The organism is Tumidithrix helvetica PCC 7403, assembly GCF_965232925.1.
GTDB classification, from domain to species: Bacteria; Cyanobacteriota; Cyanobacteriia; order Pseudanabaenales; family Pseudanabaenaceae; genus Tumidithrix; species Tumidithrix helvetica.
In genome coordinates this window covers 73,398-88,146 of sequence record NZ_CBDDRA010000022.1, presented here as the reverse complement: position 1 = coordinate 88,146, position 14,749 = coordinate 73,398, and the positions used below count along the sequence as shown (strand labels likewise).

Sequence of the window (14,749 nt, the reverse complement as noted above, 5' to 3'; positions counted from 1 at the left end):
CTTGGAGTTTCTGGAAAATCATTATTGTCAATGTCAATTTTGGTTAATTGATCATTGCTCTTTTGGCAGTTTGTGCCAAGCACCTGCTGCCTTTTTTTCTTTTTCTAGTCCAAAGTCCAGTTTATTGTGATTCCCCAACCTGCGATCGCGATCGCACAAAGCATCAGGAATAATCACTGGAAATAAGTACCGCGATCGCACAGCCACCCCCTTGAAAAGGCAACAATAAGTCTACTAGCGACGTATCTACAAACGTCTAGCCCGAAGAGTAACTCCTTCGGGCTTTTTATTGTGATTCCCCAACCTGCGATCGCGATCGCACAAAGCATCAGGAATAATCACTGGAAATAAGTACCGCGATCGCACAGCTAACCCCTTGAAAAAGCAACAATAGATCTACTAGCGACGTATCTACAAACGTCTAGCCCGAGGGGTAACTCCTTCGGGCTTTTTTTTGTGATTTCCCAGCCTGCGATCTCGATCTATAATTCCTACAGGTGCTAATCCTGAAAAGAGGTCAACATATGGCGATTCTGCAACCTCGCTATAGTAAAGAAGAATTTGCCCAGCGGGGCGATCGAATTTATGAGACTCAAGTACGTCAAAGAGTTGAGTCAGGGAATCGTGGCAAAATTGTGGCGATCGACCTTGACACTGAAGACTTTGAAGTTGATGCGAGTGAAATAGCTGCTTGTGATCGCCTTGAAGCACGTCATCCAGATGCACAAATTTGGATCGTCCGTATTGGTTCCCGATATGTTCGTCGATTTGGTGGGCGCACAAAGAGAGCCATATGATCGCAGGAATCGTTAGCGCTGATTTTGAACCGATTATCTCACTTTCGATATGTAGTTCTGATGGAAAAGTTTACACACAAGATGCGATCGTAGACACGGGTTTTAATGGTTGGCTTTCATTACCTCCAGATTTGATTTCTCAGTTGGACTTGAGTTGGAAAAGGAGAGGACGCGCTATTCTCGGTGATGGTAGTGAATGTGTTTTTAATGTCTATGAAGCAATTTTAGTTTGGGATGGAGATTATCTAACTGTCCCAATTGATGAGGCTGATTCAGAACCTCTTGTTGGAATGTCATTGATGGAAGGCTATCAACTCATAATTCAAGTCTTTGAAGGAGGTAACGTAGAACTCCACAAAGTCTAACAAGTCATTTCTCAGGTTATTTGGATAGAAAATGGTTGGCGGCAACATCATGTACGAAGATTCGATTTCATCCCAACATTCCGCCGATAGTGACAGTTTGGCGCGTTACCTAGGCAATACTATCCGAGACCTTCGCCAAAAGCATGGACTGACGATCGCTGAAGTCGCCGAAAAATCTGGCATCTCGCGGGGAATGCTCTCTAAAATCGAGAACGCACTCACTGCTACCAGCCTCGAAACCCTCGTAAAGATTGCCAATGCGCTCGGTGTCTCGATGGCTACTCTTTTTCGTCACTACAATCCTCCCGAAGGTGGTGCGCAATTGATCAAGCAAGGACAGGGAATGGAAGTCGTGCGGCGAGGCACAAAATCTGGGCATACCTATCATCTGCTGTCTTATAACCAAGGCCCCAATAAATATTTTGAACCATTTTTAATCTCTATGGATGATGCATCGGAGGTATTTCCCACCTTTGAGCATCCAGGGATTGAGTTTATTTATATGTTGCAAGGCAAACTAGATTATCGGCACGGACAAAAGACTTACCTTCTAGAACCTGGAGATTCTCTAACCTTTGTAGGAGATATCCCTCACGGGCCCGAACGCTTGATTGAACTGCCGATTCGCTTTCTAGCAATTATTCACTACCCTCAGCAAGTTTGAATGTTGAGGTTCCTACTCACCATTCATCTGATACCAATTTCTCTTGAATTTGCAACAGATCGGATTTTGTGTTCCGCGCAGAGCGCGGTCTTTTCAAAAAGATGCGTTGCATCATTTTTTGAAAATGGTATGAGCTACGCGCGACCTTTCAAAAAGCTGCGACGTCGCTTTTTTGAAAATGATATTGCTATTCGGTAAATTGCACTGCTAATAGTTGTTCTGAGGCAATTGTTTTTAAGCTCTCGGCTCCTGTGTGTTGAATTCTTTCTCTATCATCCAAATCAGTTGTAATCCTTGAGTTAATTTGACCGATCAGAACCTGCCATTCAACAGGGCTTAGGTCGCTAATCAAAGCAATTTGAGGTTCTTCTTCTAGATCGATATCCTCTTGCATAATCAGATTCATGGTTAGCTCGGCTAATAGCTCATCCCCGCTGTTTACATCCGTATCGCTGGCATCGATCAAGAGTGTAATTGCGCCGCGATCGCTGTGTAAAAGCACCTGTCGAATCGCTTGGCTGAGAGATTCACGAATGTCATCAGGTGAAGCTGACCAGTCAGGGAAAACAATTAGATTGATATCGTTTAAGGGTAGGAAATCTAGAGAAATTGATTCTGTCTCTATTGGGAATGCATCTTTTGTTTTTCTCAGATAGCCATTGATATTCCAAGTTACATTTGTGCCAAAGAAATCGCAGTAGTTGCGATCGACTTCATAGGCATCACCTCTTGTATCGAGGAATTCCTTTGATGCTTTAAGCGCACCTTCACAGGTCATGCCATCTTCAACGAGAATATATTCTCCCTGTCTGAGATAGGGGTGAAAGAATTCTAAGACCTTGGATGTGGTTTCATAGGTATGATCGGCATCCTCAATCACCAATAAGGGACGAGGTAGAGCCTTGAGGAATTCTGGTGAAAACACCGTTTCCAACCGACGACCATCACCACCAAGGAACGTGACGCGATCGCTGCGCACGAGATTCACAGGAATTAGATCTACAGAGTAAATATGCCCATCAATATGGAAATTATCCAGCAAATCCGCCATCCATAACGCGCTACCGCCATATTTGGAACCGATCTCAATAATCGATCGCGGCTTTACCTCCCAAAGCAAGAGCGGATAGAGTGCTAAGTCAAAGGGATTCTTGAGCATGGGAATGCCCTTATAGGAATAAAGATGAGCGCCGAGTTCGATTGGGAGCATGTTGTCCCGAGTTAGCTTGGACTCCCATACTCGCTCATGGGTGGGGGATTTATACGCTTGTCTGTCTGCCAGAATCCTCAGGGTTTTGATTGCCTCATCCGCGTAAAAGTGGCTGGGGTTGAGGGCAAGTTCGGTTTCTACAGCAGCGAGACTGGCTGGGATCTGTCCTGATGCTCTCAAACATAGGGATTTGAGGTAATGTATACCCTGCAGGGTGGCATCCTTGGCTAACAGTGCTTCTACAATCCCCAAAGCTGCTAGAGGTTTAGCATCGCTGAGGAGTGCGATCGCTTGCTCTATTTGTTCCACCAGTGAGTTTGACTGACTCCGATTGGCTAGATCTGCCTGTAAGTCAAAATATTGGGGTTGCGAAGCTTCCAATCCAGATTTGCTAGAAGCATGTTTGCGAACTTCTATATCTGATTGAATGCCATCCCAAACCTTGTCAAATATGGTTTCCCAGTTATGTTCTCGGAGTAGATAATCGCGGATTTTTTGACTGCGGCTGAGTAGTTCAGCTTCGGGCAGATTCAAAGCCCATTTGATAATCTGACGATTGCGATCGGGGTCGTGGGTCAAGAAAATCGCATCGGGACAATCAAATCCACTTTCGGGTGTGACTAATGGAATTAAACCTCTGGCACAGTTCTCTAAGATCGCGGTTGCCTGTGCGTCCAGTGTGGCGGTATGGATGTAAAAGTCACAGGTATTCACAACCCATTGATTTAGATTAGGGTCGCCATTATTGATGCCACCTAAAAAGTTGAAACTATATTGGCGATCGTTAATGCGAACATCCACCATACCTTGAGGGGCTTTGAGCGACTGACTCGCCACATTGAGTAGAACGTCTAGACCTTTTAGGCTTTCGCAAGTCACATCAAAACCCTTATATGAACCGAGGGTACTGACATGCAGCATTTGACGTTTGCCAATGGGATTGAACTGCTGTTTGACAAAGGGGAAATTCTGTAAGGCCACCCCAATATTGGAACGGATTAATTTGTGCCTGACTCGCGATTGAATAGAATCATCTACTTTGGCGAGGGTGCGATCGAACCAAACCTGACCGCAGAGCGTAAAAATTTTATTAACCGCCAAAAGTTGGCTTTCGACCTTGACCAAGTTGGGAACCCATTCTTGGGGAAATTCGGGAACCCAGGGCATGATGATATAGGTGTTGGGATGACAGGCAGCTTGGGGAGTTAGGGCATTATCTTTGACCCAATCACACTTGATCTGTCCGATGCCTGAGGCTTCGGCTTGCTCGGGATTGTCCCATGTGGGATGGCCTAAAAGAATATCCTGGGGATTTTCTGTGACTTTCCCCGTACACCAGTTGGACTGATGAAAAGAGACTTTTTGACTCAAGTAGTATTCTGCCCACTTGGCTAGCTCAAAGTTATAAAACTCATAGCGAGAATAACTATGTTCGCGGATGGCATAGCCAGTCAGAAAGAAATGCAGCATACTTGGCAAGACTTCTAGGGTGTGTCGAGACTATGTCAAGACTACCCCTCAAATCGGAGTTGCGATCGCATCGAGCCGTAAATCGCTAAAATTTTTAAAAGAGCATCCTAAAATCACCAGCCTAAAATTACCGAGATCCCATGAGCCAGCCCCCTGAAACTATTTTTAGCAAGATTATCAATCGGCAGATTCCTGCGGATATTGTCTACGAGGACGATTTAGCTCTTGCCTTTCGAGACATTACGCCACAAGCCCCCGTACATATTCTCGTAATTCCCAAGCAGCCGATCCCGATGTTGGCAGTTGCCACAGATCAAGACCAAGCTCTGTTGGGGCATTTGCTGTTGGTAGCGGCTAAAATTGCCAAAGATGAAGGTCTCGATCGAGGCTTTCGCGTGGTGATTAATAATGGCGATAATGGCGGACAAACCGTGTTTCACCTGCACTTACATATCCTAGGCGGACGAGCTATGCAATGGCCGCCAGGTTAATCGTAGAGGCAATTCATGCGTCAGTGTCGAGGGTCGTCACCGAGTTTTTTCTGGGATGAGGTAAAGCGATCGCTTACCGAATCGTAACAGGCAATTATACTGTTAGGTGAACTGTTCGTCGAAGAACAAAAAGTTAACGCTTCTAAGCTCAGTCCAAATTTAATCACGCTAAACCTAATCCATGACAACTACACCTGTACGCTCAACTGTCGAAGCAAACACCACAGTTAAGCACGAAGTCAAAGATCTCAGCCTCGCCCCATTGGGTAAGCAACGCATCGAGTGGGCGGGTCGAGAAATGCCTGTTTTACGTCAAATTCGCGATCGCTTTGCCGCAGAAAAGCCCCTTGCTGGGATCCGCATTGCTGCATGCTGTCACGTCACCAGTGAAACGGCCAACCTTGCGATCGCGCTTAAAGCCTCTGGCGCAGATGCTGTCTTAATTGCTAGTAACCCCCTGTCTACTCAGGATGATGTCGCCGCTTGCTTGGTGGCTGACTATGGTATTCCCGTATTTGCGATCAAAGGTGAAGACAATGCCACCTATCACCGCCATGTCGAAATTGCCCTAGACCACCGACCCAATATCATCATCGATGATGGTAGTGATGTCACCACCAGTCTTGTATTGCATCGCGCCCATCAGCTTCCTGAAATCATCGGTACCACCGAAGAAACCACCACAGGTCTAGTTCGCCTCAATGCCATGTTTAAAGATGGCAAGCTCACTTTCCCTGCGATCGCTGTGAATGATGCGGAAACCAAGCACTTCTTTGACAACCGTTACGGTACGGGTCAGTCCACCTTAGATGGCATTATCCGCGCTACCAATATTTTGCTGGCTGGTAAAGTCATCGTCGTAGCTGGCTATGGCTGGTGTGGCAAAGGTGCTGCCCTTAGAGCTAGAGGTATGGGAGCCAATGTCGTCGTTACTGAGATCAATCCAGTCAAAGCGATCGAAGCAGTGATGGATGGATTCCGCGTCCTGCCTATGTCTGAAGCTGCACCGATCGGCGATATTTTTATCACCGTTACTGGCAACAAGCATGTGATTCGCGGCGAACACTTTGCTCAAATGAAAGACGGCGCGATCGTTTGCAATTCTGGTCACTTTGACTTAGAAATTGACCTTGTAGCCTTGAACGAGCAAAGCGTATCCAACAGCTTTGTCCGCAACTCTACCCAAGAATATAAGCTCAAGTCTGGCAAGTCCGTAATCGTTCTGGGCGAAGGTCGCTTGGTAAACTTGGCAGCCGCAGAAGGACACCCCGCTAGTGTGATGGATATGAGTTTTGCTAACCAAGCTCTAGCCTGTGAATTTCTCGTCAAAAATCAAGGCAAGCTCCATGCAGGTGTCATTTCCATTCCCTATGACATCGACCAAGAAATCGCTCGATTGAAATTGCAAGCAATCGGCATTGCGATCGACACGCTCACAGACGATCAAATTACTTACATGAATTCATGGACAGTGGGTACATAGTTTTTAAATTCTTCACGTTGAACTAAAAACTAAATTCTGCAAAAAGGGTGCATTTATGCACCCTTTTTGCTTTTCAGTGAATATTTTGATGGGATGTTTTCGACCGTCGGCTGCAACTGAATTTTGGAGCTGATGAGGCTACCTTGGAGCTTTGCGCCAACCTGCTGCAACTGCTTCTGCTTCTGAGCAGAACCACCTTTCCCCCTTTGCGGAATCAACGATCGTTCCATCATAGTCTTCCATCCCCGGAACATGATAAAGCTTATCCCCTGTGGCAATCGAGATATTACCTTTGACAACACAGCTTGGTGTCGCGATCGCTGTGATTGGCGTAGAGGTTGGTGTAGACAAACGATTAGGTCTGAACTGCATCTGAAAAAGCACAATGGCAGCCACCCCCCCAATACCAAGGATAGTTTCGATTACTCGAAATTTCTTGACTTTTCGCTTGGTTGGCGTAGGCTTTAGTTTTTGTGTAGTTGAAGATTGAGAAACAACACCTTGAATTGAAGCATCGGAAGCGCGAATTCTTCCATCTGCCGCAGTGATTAACGCATAGAAAATAGTATCTCCGACTTTTGGGCGACGACCTGTTGTTTTGACTGCGCTGATGTGCAAAAAGACTTCTTTTCCCCCTTCACCAGACTTGATAAATCCAAAGCCCCGATCGTCATTCCATTTTATTAATTGCCCCTTGTTCAAATCAGGCTTCATAAACAACCTCGCTGTTAACCTACTTGCTCATCTAGGGAAGCAGGTGAAATGGCAAAATAGCGTATCTAAACTGATATTTTACTGTATAGCACCCCCATATCGGTGGTTTATACCTATAGTCTTATAGGCAAGAGAGCGAAGCGTTCGCCTAGGAGGTTTTTGTGCAAAAAAGCTGAGATTTTTATGTGAATGCTTCGCCCCTAACAGTTGGAATTAACTCAGAGGCGACGCAGGACTGAAAAACTATGTAAGACGGCTACAGCAAGGGTCAAAAGCAGAACGACCCCATTAATAATTCCTGCGGGTACAAGTCCTAAGCTGCGTCCAGTTGTTAAAATCACTAGGGCAGTCACGCTAACTACACTCCCTGCAATCAGCAAGTCGTAGCCCATCGCTTTATTTGCGGGATACCAAATTCTAGGGCTAGACAGGGTTTTGGCAGTGCGAAAACCATACCAGTTATTGGGTTTAATCTTTTCTGCAATCAATGGCAAGCTTAGTCCCACATACAGCAAGCCTACCCCTAAAAACAAGCTATTGATTAGGAAAAAGTCGTCCATATAAATTCTTTGGAAAAGTTACAGGATGTTTCATCAAGCCTAGGTCACCAGAAACTTACTGTAAGGAATCGATCGCAAAGAATTCACGAACTCGTTAAAGATTTGTAAAGGAACGATCGCAATTGTTCAGGCATTCCATTGACCTCAATCATTCCATTCGCCACGGGGGGGCACGACAGGATTCATAGTTAAAGGGCGAGAATTATCTGCCTCTTTGATCGCACGTCTTTGTAACCACTGACGAATTGCCATGTCAATGACTTGGTTGGGATCGTTGGTAACTTCCGCTAATTCGGCGAGTAGAGCAGGATCTACCTCTACGTTGCGATCGCTTTTGGATTCGCTGGCGTTATCGTCTGGCATAACAGTTTTGGGATATTTAGGGTTGAACTCAGCAAATAGTCTATAACTTGTGTTGGATAAAACTGTAACTTGGCTAGCTCAAAATGATAAAGCTTTAAGTAACTTACAGACTTTAACAACTCTAGTATAGGAAGCAAAGCAATAAATACTACTGTAACCGCTTTGAATCTATGCAGATCCTTTCTAGGGCGATCGCTGTTGGTTTGAGTGCGATCGTCGCGATCGCTTTATGCCCATTCTTTTCAACCCAAGCCACCCTCTTACCCCAACGCAGCCAAACCAGTATGGTGGCTTCAGCCAGTCCCCTTGCCAGTGAAGTGGGCTTGCAGATTTTGCGTCAAGGGGGCAATGCCGTAGATGCAGCTGTGGCGACAACCTTGGCAATTTCCGTGGTAGAACCCTTCTCCGCAGGTATTGGGGGCGGCGGATTTTTGCTCTATTCCCAAGCGGGTCACAATTCTAAGCCGACGATCGAGGCACTAGACTTTCGAGAGCGTGCGCCCCTAGCAGCAACCCCCGATATGTATTTAGATTCAACGGGGAAAGTTCGTGCAGGGCAGAGTCTGAACGGACATTTAGCTGTTGCTGTCCCCGGCACGATCGCTGGGCTAGTCGAAGTCCATCGCCTGCATGGCAAATTGGCTTGGCAAGACTTGGTCAAACCTGCCATTCAACTGGCACGAGCAGGTATTCCTGTTAATCAGCGGTTTGTGGAGCTAGCAAAATTACGGGAAGCGGCGATCCTGCAAAATCCTGCTGCTAAGGAATTGTTTACCCACAACGGTCAAGCCTACGCCCTTGGGGAATATCTCAAACAGCCTGACCTCGCCAAGACCTTAGAAGCGATCGCGCGACGCCCCCAAGACTTTTATACGGGCAAGATTGCCGATGCGATCGCCCGCGATATGCGCGATCGCGGTGGGATCGTTACCAAGTCAGACTTAAAAGCCTACAAACCGATCTGGCGATCGCCCCTCTGCGGTGAGTTTATGCAAACCTACATTTGCTCGATGCCTCCACCCTCGTCGGGAGGTGTTCACCTTTTACAAATTTTAAATATGTTAGGGGATGGCAAAATTTGGCAATCCCTTGGCTGGCATCATCCTGACACGTTACATTTCTTAACTGAGGCATTTCGGATTGCCTATGCCGATCGCGCCATTCATCTCGGCGATCCCGATTTTGTGGCTGTCCCCACTGCTGCCTTGATTAGCCCTCGCTACGCTGCCCATCGTCGCCAAGAAATTGACTTACACAAAGCAACACCCTCCCAAGCAGTAAAAATTTACGACCCAGAAGCCTTGCAAAAGCTGAGCGTCAAGGAAGATGACCAAGAAAGGTACGAACAAATTGGGAAATTGGCATTTTTACCGCAAACCGAATCCCTTAATACGAGTCACTTGACGGTAATCGATCGCGATCGCAACGCTGTCAGCCTAACATTTACGGTGAATGGGCCCTTCGGGGCAAGTGTAGTTGTGCCAAACACGGGAATTTTGCTAAACAACGAAATGGATGACTTTGCGATCGCCCCCAATACACCCAACCTATTCGGTTTAGTCGGCGGAACCAAAAATCAGATCGCGCCTCAAAAGACGCCTCTATCGAGCATGACCCCCGTCATTGCCTTTGATCGCGATCGGCAAAATTTGCAATTTGCCTGTGGCTCATCAGGCGGCAGCACGATCGTTACGCAGGTTTTACAGCTTGTCTTACATCTATTGGTTTATGGGATGGATGCTGGGGTAGCCATGTCTGCACCGCGTTTGCACCACCAATGGCTACCCGATCGCCTATCCGTAGAACGTTGGGGCTTAGATATCAAAACCTTAGACGATCTGCGGCAAAGGGGTCACAAAATCGAGGAGCGCAGTAACTGGGGACATGCCAATCTCATTGTAGTCAAGGCAGATGGGAGTCTTGAGGGGGCAGCCGACCCTCGGCGAGAGGGGTCAGCTTTAGGGTTTTAATAAAAACTTAACTAAGGTAAAGCGATCGTTTCTGCAAATCTTATCGTTTGGGACATCCTGCTGAGACCGCTTTTGGTAAACTGAATGAAAATATGAAAAACCATCTTAATTTATGAGTGTAGTAAGCCAAGTTTTATCGAAAGCAGACGACGAACTTCGTTACCCCACATTGGGTGAATTGCAAGGTATCAATAACTTTTTGAAAACCGGTAATCAACGGATTCGCATCGCCACAACACTTGCAGAAAACGCAGATAAGATTGTCAAAAAAGCCAGTGCAGAACTGTGGAAAGTCCATCCTGACTACATTTCCCCCGGTGGCAACGCCTTTGGACAAAAGCAACGCGCCCAGTGTTTGCGCGACTTTGGTTGGTATGTTCGCCTAGCCAGCTATGGCGTTTTAGCAGGCGACCAAGAACTCATTGACCAAATTGGTATTCTAGGCGCAAGAGAAATGTACAACTCCTTGGGTGTCCCAGTCAGTGGAATGGCTGATTCGCTCCGTTGCCTCAAAGATGCTGCTTTGGCATTGTTGAGCAAAGAAGACGCTGAAACCACAGCACCCTATTTTGACTTCATGATCCAAGGGATGTCTTAAGGAGATTTCCAACAAACAAATTACCTTATGTAGGGGTAGCGCCCCTGTGTTACCCCGCGATATCTAGGGCAACCACAGGGGGATTGCCCCTATATTGTTTTGAATTCTTATTTTGAATTCTTCGAGTCTATACTCTGCGTCAAATCAAAGATTAAAGATTCACAATATGGGCGCAAGTTTGCGCAACGAGAAAATGTCAGGGTTTAATTTCTGCGTCACCATAAAATGATATTTTAATCATTAGTAAAGAATCTTGAACGAGTTTCCATTTATTCAACTTGAGTTAAAGGGCTGGAGTAATCAGCAAGCATGGTACAAACTGCAGAGAAAGCAAACATAGGGTACATTACCCAAATTATCGGTCCTGTTGTCGATGTGGAATTTCCCAACGGCAAGCTGCCTGAAATCTATAACGCCATCGTCATTTCAGGGAAGAATGAAGCAGGGCAGGATATCAATGTCACTTGCGAAGTCCAACAATTATTAGGTGACAACCGCGTTCGTGCTGTAGCAATGAGCACCACAGATGGTGTGATTCGTGGCATGGAAACAAAAGATACAGGCGCTCCCATTCAAGTTCCTGTAGGCAATGCTACCCTAGGACGTATTTTTAACGTCCTAGGTGAGCCCATTGATGAGTTGGGCCCTGTCGATACGAAAGAAACTTTCCCAATCCACCGTCCGGCTCCCGCATTTACCAGCTTAGAAACCAAGCCTTCGACCTTTGAGACTGGCATTAAGGTCATTGACTTGCTCGCTCCCTATCGTCGGGGTGGCAAGATCGGTTTATTTGGTGGTGCTGGTGTTGGCAAAACTGTATTAATTCAAGAATTAATCAACAACATTGCGAAGAAGCACTCAGGGGTGTCTGTATTTGGTGGTGTAGGCGAGCGTACCCGTGAAGGAAACGACCTCTACAACGAAATGAAAGAGTCAGGTGTGCTGCAATACCTCGCTCTTGTTTACGGTCAGATGAATGAGCCCCCCGGAGCTAGAATGCGTGTGGGGCTGTCTGCTCTAACCATGGCAGAATACTTCCGTGATGTTTCTAAGCAAGACGTGCTCCTGTTTATTGACAATATTTTCCGCTTTGTCCAAGCTGGGTCTGAAGTATCTGCACTACTCGGTCGGATGCCTTCTGCTGTAGGTTATCAGCCAACACTGGCAACTGAAATGGGCGATCTGCAAGAGCGCATTACCAGTACCACAGATGGTTCGATTACCTCTGTACAAGCTGTTTACGTACCTGCGGATGACTTAACTGACCCAGCCCCTGCAACCACTTTTGCCCACCTTGACGCAACCACCGTGTTGTCTCGCGGTTTGGCATCTAAGGGTATTTATCCTGCGGTCGATCCACTGGATTCTACGTCAACGATGTTGCAACCAAACATCGTCAGTGCTGAGCACTACGAAACAGCCCGTGCGGTGCAACAAACCTTGCAACGTTACAAAGAGCTGCAAGATATCATCGCAATTTTAGGCTTAGATGAATTGTCTGAAGACGATCGCGTTGTTGTCGCAAGAGCGCGTAAGATCGAGCGTTTCTTGTCTCAGCCTTTCTTTGTCGCGGAAGTGTTTACAGGTTCGCCTGGTAAGTACGTCACCCTCGAAGAAAACATCAAGGGCTTTAAGATGATCTTGTCTGGTGAGCTAGACGAGCTACCCGAGCAAGCATTCTACCTAGTAGGTAACATCGAAGAAGCGATCGCTAAAGCTGAAAAGATGAAATCCGCCTAGTTTGATTCAGATTCAGATTCCCAGTCAGTTGTCGGTGTAAGTTTCATACAAACCACTGGCAACTGATCGCGACATCGACCGATCGCTGACAACTGACAACTGAAATATGACATTAACTGTAAAAATTATTTCCCCAGGTTCCACTGTTCTCGATGCTAAGGCTGAAGAAGTTATCTTGCCAAGCACGACTGGACAACTTGGTATCTTGACCAATCACGCTCCTTTGGTCACAGCCCTTGATATTGGTGTGCTGCGCTATCGACAAGACAAGGCTTGGGCAGCGATCGCGCTAACAGGTGGATTTGCTGAAATCGAAGACAATGAAGTCACGATCCTCGTCAAAAGCGCACAAGCTGGCAAAGACATCGATGCCGAAACTGCACGCAACGAGCTTACTGCCGCCGAGCAAAAACTTGCATCGCTTAAAGAAGACGATAAGCAAGGAAAAATTCAAGCCGAACAGGCTGTGAAAACTGCTCGCGCTCGCTTGCAAGCAACAGCGCCTCTGTAGTTCATTAGTAGTTGGCTTCGGCTCAGTTTGACATCAATCACTGACCTCCGCTCAGCCAACGATACGTTAAATTTAAATATTAATCTAAAGGGGTGGTCATGATGTTTTTTAACAGACTCAGCCCCTTTTTTACTTGTCGAGAAACAGTTACGACACTAATTCCTAAGGTTTCTGCAACTTCTCGGTGGGTAAACTCCTTAAGAAAGACAAATTCCACAATTTGGCGCGTCCGATCTTCTAAGAGATCGAGAGCTTGCTGCAACCGCATGTTATCTTCTTGCGCCAATTGAAAACTGCGATATTTTGTATCGGTCATCAAGTCGCCCAAGGTCGAATCCTCATCGCCATCCCCAATCGGCGTATCGAGACTAATGGGGGCGCGATTTTGGCAGGCTAATTTAATTTCTTGCCACTCAGTGAGTGGAATGTCTAGAGCCTTGGAAATTTCTAGGTCAGAGGGTTCGCGACGTAAGTTTATGCGCAGTTCGCGAATGACTTTGCAAGCTTGGTTGTAAATGGTCAGCCAACTTCTCGGAACGCGCAGCGTTGGACTTTTATCCCGCAGATAATGCTGAATCTCGCCCCGAATATAGGGCACGGCAAAGGAGCTAAAGGCATGCCCCCTTTCCATATCAAACCGCTCGATCGCCCGAATCAAGCCAATCGAGCCCACCTGCATTAAATCTTCAAACCCTTCTGTGCATTGGTTAACCCAGTGATATGCCTCTTTTCTAACTAGCCCCAGATTGAGACTGACCAAGCGATTGCGGAGTTGGGGCGTAGGTTGTTGGCGATAGGACTGTAATAGCTCTAGGGTTTCTTGCTTGAGTTGCCCAGAAGCAGTCGTGTCATCGGTGTCAGCTTTTGTTTTAGATCTCGCAATTTTTAATTCAGGTATTGGTTCAGATTTTAATTCAAGAATCGGCTCAGATTTTGATTCAGTTTTTTTGAGTGCCCGTTCTTCAAGGTTACGTAAAACCTGTTGTAAGACTTCAGTATCTTCTTTCGCTAACCGAAAGCTCTGATATTTGGGTTGCTGTTGTAATGCTTGCGTCTCATAATGCTGGACAGCTTCAGGGGAAATTTCACAGAAGTCAGACCGATCGTCCTCGGCATGTGCTTTGGGTACTTCAATTTCAGTAGACTGCTTTTTTAAAAAAACTTGAATATGCTTATGAATGTGTAAGACAGCAAAATACTGAAAATCTTGATCGGACTGGAGGTCGTATTCTTTAAATGCCTGTTTTAAACCGCTCGATCCTGCTTTGAGTAAATCTTTGTCTTCGCGATCGGCTTGATTGGGTAAGCAGTCGATGACGGTATGCACCAACCCGATGTGCAATTTTACCAATTGCTTTTGTAGCTTGGCAGACGGTAAGTCTTGATAGGATTTAATCAACCCTAGTACTTGACTACCTTGAGTATCTTGATGATTTGGTAGCATCTGTACTTTCCTCAGCTACACATACAACATTCGTTAAGCTGTTCGTAAAATAAAACTCAATCAGAGGCTTCAGTTAAGCCAAATGCTCAGATTCAAAAAAATTTAATTCTAAACGCTTTCCTAAAAGCTCTGAATGATTGCCCCACCGACTCGAAATTAAGTATTAACTGACGCAACATAGGTCTCTAACAAGATCTTGTTAGAAACCCAAAGTAGTAAAGCCAATCCCAGCTATGTCGCACTTCAGTGTAGTGAAGAAAGACAAACAACACCGAAAACACCCTAGGTGACTTACTAAAGCCAAAACTGTATCAACCGATCATACTTTGTCCTGAAGAAAATGATCAAAGATGTTGTAGCAGCAGTAAT

At 46.1% G+C, this 14,749-nt stretch carries 15 protein-coding genes; 9 read left to right on the top strand and 6 right to left on the bottom strand.

The genetic code is table 11. The features are described 5' to 3' along the window. Positions 1-51: 51 nt before the first annotated feature. Complete coding sequence (locus ACP2WE_RS19100) at positions 52-201, bottom strand: hypothetical protein (RefSeq protein WP_425217131.1); 150 nt, start codon at positions 199-201, stop codon at positions 52-54. 323 nt (positions 202-524) lie between these two features. Between ACP2WE_RS19100 and ACP2WE_RS19095 the strand changes: the two genes are divergently transcribed. Genes ACP2WE_RS19095 through ACP2WE_RS19085 form a run of 3 tightly spaced genes read left to right on the top strand, consistent with a single transcriptional unit; the run spans position 525 to position 1,826 of the window. After that, positions 525-797: a hypothetical protein gene (locus ACP2WE_RS19095; protein WP_425217130.1), complete on the top strand. Its 273-nt coding sequence runs from the start codon at positions 525-527 to the stop codon at positions 795-797. Next, positions 794-1,162 carry a clan AA aspartic protease gene (locus tag ACP2WE_RS19090; protein ID WP_425217129.1) on the top strand — a complete coding sequence of 123 codons (369 nt, stop codon included), beginning with the start codon at positions 794-796 and terminating at the stop codon, positions 1,160-1,162. Before ACP2WE_RS19095 ends, ACP2WE_RS19090 begins: the two co-directional genes overlap by 4 nt. Before the next feature lie 49 nt (positions 1,163-1,211). After that, positions 1,212-1,826, top strand: a complete 615-nt coding sequence (locus tag ACP2WE_RS19085) for a helix-turn-helix domain-containing protein (RefSeq protein ID WP_425217128.1) — start codon at positions 1,212-1,214, stop codon at positions 1,824-1,826. 187 nt (positions 1,827-2,013) lie between these two features. Here ACP2WE_RS19085 and ACP2WE_RS19080 read toward each other — a convergent pair whose 3' ends face one another. Further along, the gene (locus ACP2WE_RS19080; RefSeq protein WP_425217127.1) at positions 2,014-4,506 is read right to left on the bottom strand and encodes a CmcI family methyltransferase; all 2,493 of its coding nucleotides are present in this window, start codon (positions 4,504-4,506) and stop codon (positions 2,014-2,016) included. Positions 4,507-4,646: 140 nt separating this feature from the next. Between ACP2WE_RS19080 and ACP2WE_RS19075 the strand changes: the two genes are divergently transcribed. Further along, positions 4,647-4,997: a histidine triad nucleotide-binding protein gene (locus ACP2WE_RS19075; RefSeq protein WP_425217126.1), complete on the top strand. Its 351-nt coding sequence runs from the start codon at positions 4,647-4,649 to the stop codon at positions 4,995-4,997. Positions 4,998-5,178: 181 nt separating this feature from the next. Then, positions 5,179-6,480: an adenosylhomocysteinase gene (gene ahcY / locus ACP2WE_RS19070; RefSeq protein WP_425217125.1), complete on the top strand. Its 1,302-nt coding sequence runs from the start codon at positions 5,179-5,181 to the stop codon at positions 6,478-6,480. 138 nt (positions 6,481-6,618) lie between these two features. Here ahcY and ACP2WE_RS19065 read toward each other — a convergent pair whose 3' ends face one another. The 3 genes from ACP2WE_RS19065 to ACP2WE_RS19055 all read right to left on the bottom strand — a co-directional run bounded on the left by ACP2WE_RS19065 (position 6,619) and on the right by ACP2WE_RS19055 (position 8,117). Continuing rightward, on the bottom strand, positions 6,619-7,194 hold the full coding sequence (locus ACP2WE_RS19065) for a cold shock domain-containing protein (protein WP_425217124.1): 576 nt from the start codon (positions 7,192-7,194) through the stop codon (positions 6,619-6,621). 218 nt (positions 7,195-7,412) lie between these two features. Next, positions 7,413-7,754, bottom strand: a complete 342-nt coding sequence (locus ACP2WE_RS19060) for an SdpI family protein (RefSeq protein ID WP_425217123.1) — start codon at positions 7,752-7,754, stop codon at positions 7,413-7,415. 144 nt (positions 7,755-7,898) lie between these two features. After that, on the bottom strand, positions 7,899-8,117 hold the full coding sequence (locus ACP2WE_RS19055) for a hypothetical protein (protein ID WP_330485093.1): 219 nt from the start codon (positions 8,115-8,117) through the stop codon (positions 7,899-7,901). Between the two features lie 170 nt (positions 8,118-8,287). Between ACP2WE_RS19055 and ggt the strand changes: the two genes are divergently transcribed. From ggt to atpC, 4 genes are all read left to right on the top strand, one after another. Continuing rightward, complete coding sequence (gene ggt, locus ACP2WE_RS19050; protein WP_425217122.1) at positions 8,288-10,087, top strand: gamma-glutamyltransferase; 1,800 nt, start codon at positions 8,288-8,290, stop codon at positions 10,085-10,087. Between the two features lie 112 nt (positions 10,088-10,199). Continuing rightward, positions 10,200-10,685 carry a bilin-binding protein gene (locus ACP2WE_RS19045; RefSeq protein ID WP_425217121.1) on the top strand — a complete coding sequence of 162 codons (486 nt, stop codon included), beginning with the start codon at positions 10,200-10,202 and terminating at the stop codon, positions 10,683-10,685. Between the two features lie 309 nt (positions 10,686-10,994). Continuing rightward, the gene (gene atpD / locus ACP2WE_RS19040) at positions 10,995-12,425 is read left to right on the top strand and encodes a F0F1 ATP synthase subunit beta (RefSeq protein WP_425217120.1); all 1,431 of its coding nucleotides are present in this window, start codon (positions 10,995-10,997) and stop codon (positions 12,423-12,425) included. A gap of 106 nt (positions 12,426-12,531) precedes the next feature. Further along, positions 12,532-12,936 (top strand): ATP synthase F1 subunit epsilon, encoded by a 405-nt coding sequence (atpC, locus tag ACP2WE_RS19035; RefSeq protein WP_425217119.1) that lies wholly within the window; start codon positions 12,532-12,534, stop codon positions 12,934-12,936. A 79-nt stretch (positions 12,937-13,015) separates the two neighbouring features. Here atpC and ACP2WE_RS19030 read toward each other — a convergent pair whose 3' ends face one another. After that, the gene (locus tag ACP2WE_RS19030; protein ID WP_425217135.1) at positions 13,016-13,819 is read right to left on the bottom strand and encodes an RNA polymerase sigma factor SigF; all 804 of its coding nucleotides are present in this window, start codon (positions 13,817-13,819) and stop codon (positions 13,016-13,018) included. Positions 13,820-14,749: the final 930 nt, after the last annotated feature.

Bases quoted from the DNA above. Each gene is read 5' to 3' on its own strand.
- ggt (WP_425217122.1), top strand. From the start codon at position 8,288: ATGCAGATCCTTTCTAGGGCGATCGCTGTTGGTTTGAGTGCGATCGTC.
- ACP2WE_RS19075 (WP_425217126.1), top strand. From the start codon at position 4,647: ATGAGCCAGCCCCCTGAAACTATTTTTAGCAAGATTATCAATCGGCAG.
- ACP2WE_RS19095 (WP_425217130.1), top strand. From the start codon at position 525: ATGGCGATTCTGCAACCTCGCTATAGTAAAGAAGAATTTGCCCAGCGG.
- ahcY (WP_425217125.1), top strand. From the start codon at position 5,179: ATGACAACTACACCTGTACGCTCAACTGTCGAAGCAAACACCACAGTT.
- atpD (WP_425217120.1), top strand. From the start codon at position 10,995: ATGGTACAAACTGCAGAGAAAGCAAACATAGGGTACATTACCCAAATT.
- atpC (WP_425217119.1), top strand. From the start codon at position 12,532: ATGACATTAACTGTAAAAATTATTTCCCCAGGTTCCACTGTTCTCGAT.
- ACP2WE_RS19045 (WP_425217121.1), top strand. From the start codon at position 10,200: ATGAGTGTAGTAAGCCAAGTTTTATCGAAAGCAGACGACGAACTTCGT.
- ACP2WE_RS19090 (WP_425217129.1), top strand. From the start codon at position 794: ATGATCGCAGGAATCGTTAGCGCTGATTTTGAACCGATTATCTCACTT.
- ACP2WE_RS19080 (WP_425217127.1), bottom strand. From the start codon at position 4,506: ATGCTGCATTTCTTTCTGACTGGCTATGCCATCCGCGAACATAGTTAT.
- ACP2WE_RS19055 (WP_330485093.1), bottom strand. From the start codon at position 8,117: ATGCCAGACGATAACGCCAGCGAATCCAAAAGCGATCGCAACGTAGAG.
- ACP2WE_RS19060 (WP_425217123.1), bottom strand. From the start codon at position 7,754: ATGGACGACTTTTTCCTAATCAATAGCTTGTTTTTAGGGGTAGGCTTG.
- ACP2WE_RS19085 (WP_425217128.1), top strand. From the start codon at position 1,212: ATGTACGAAGATTCGATTTCATCCCAACATTCCGCCGATAGTGACAGT.
- ACP2WE_RS19065 (WP_425217124.1), bottom strand. From the start codon at position 7,194: ATGAAGCCTGATTTGAACAAGGGGCAATTAATAAAATGGAATGACGAT.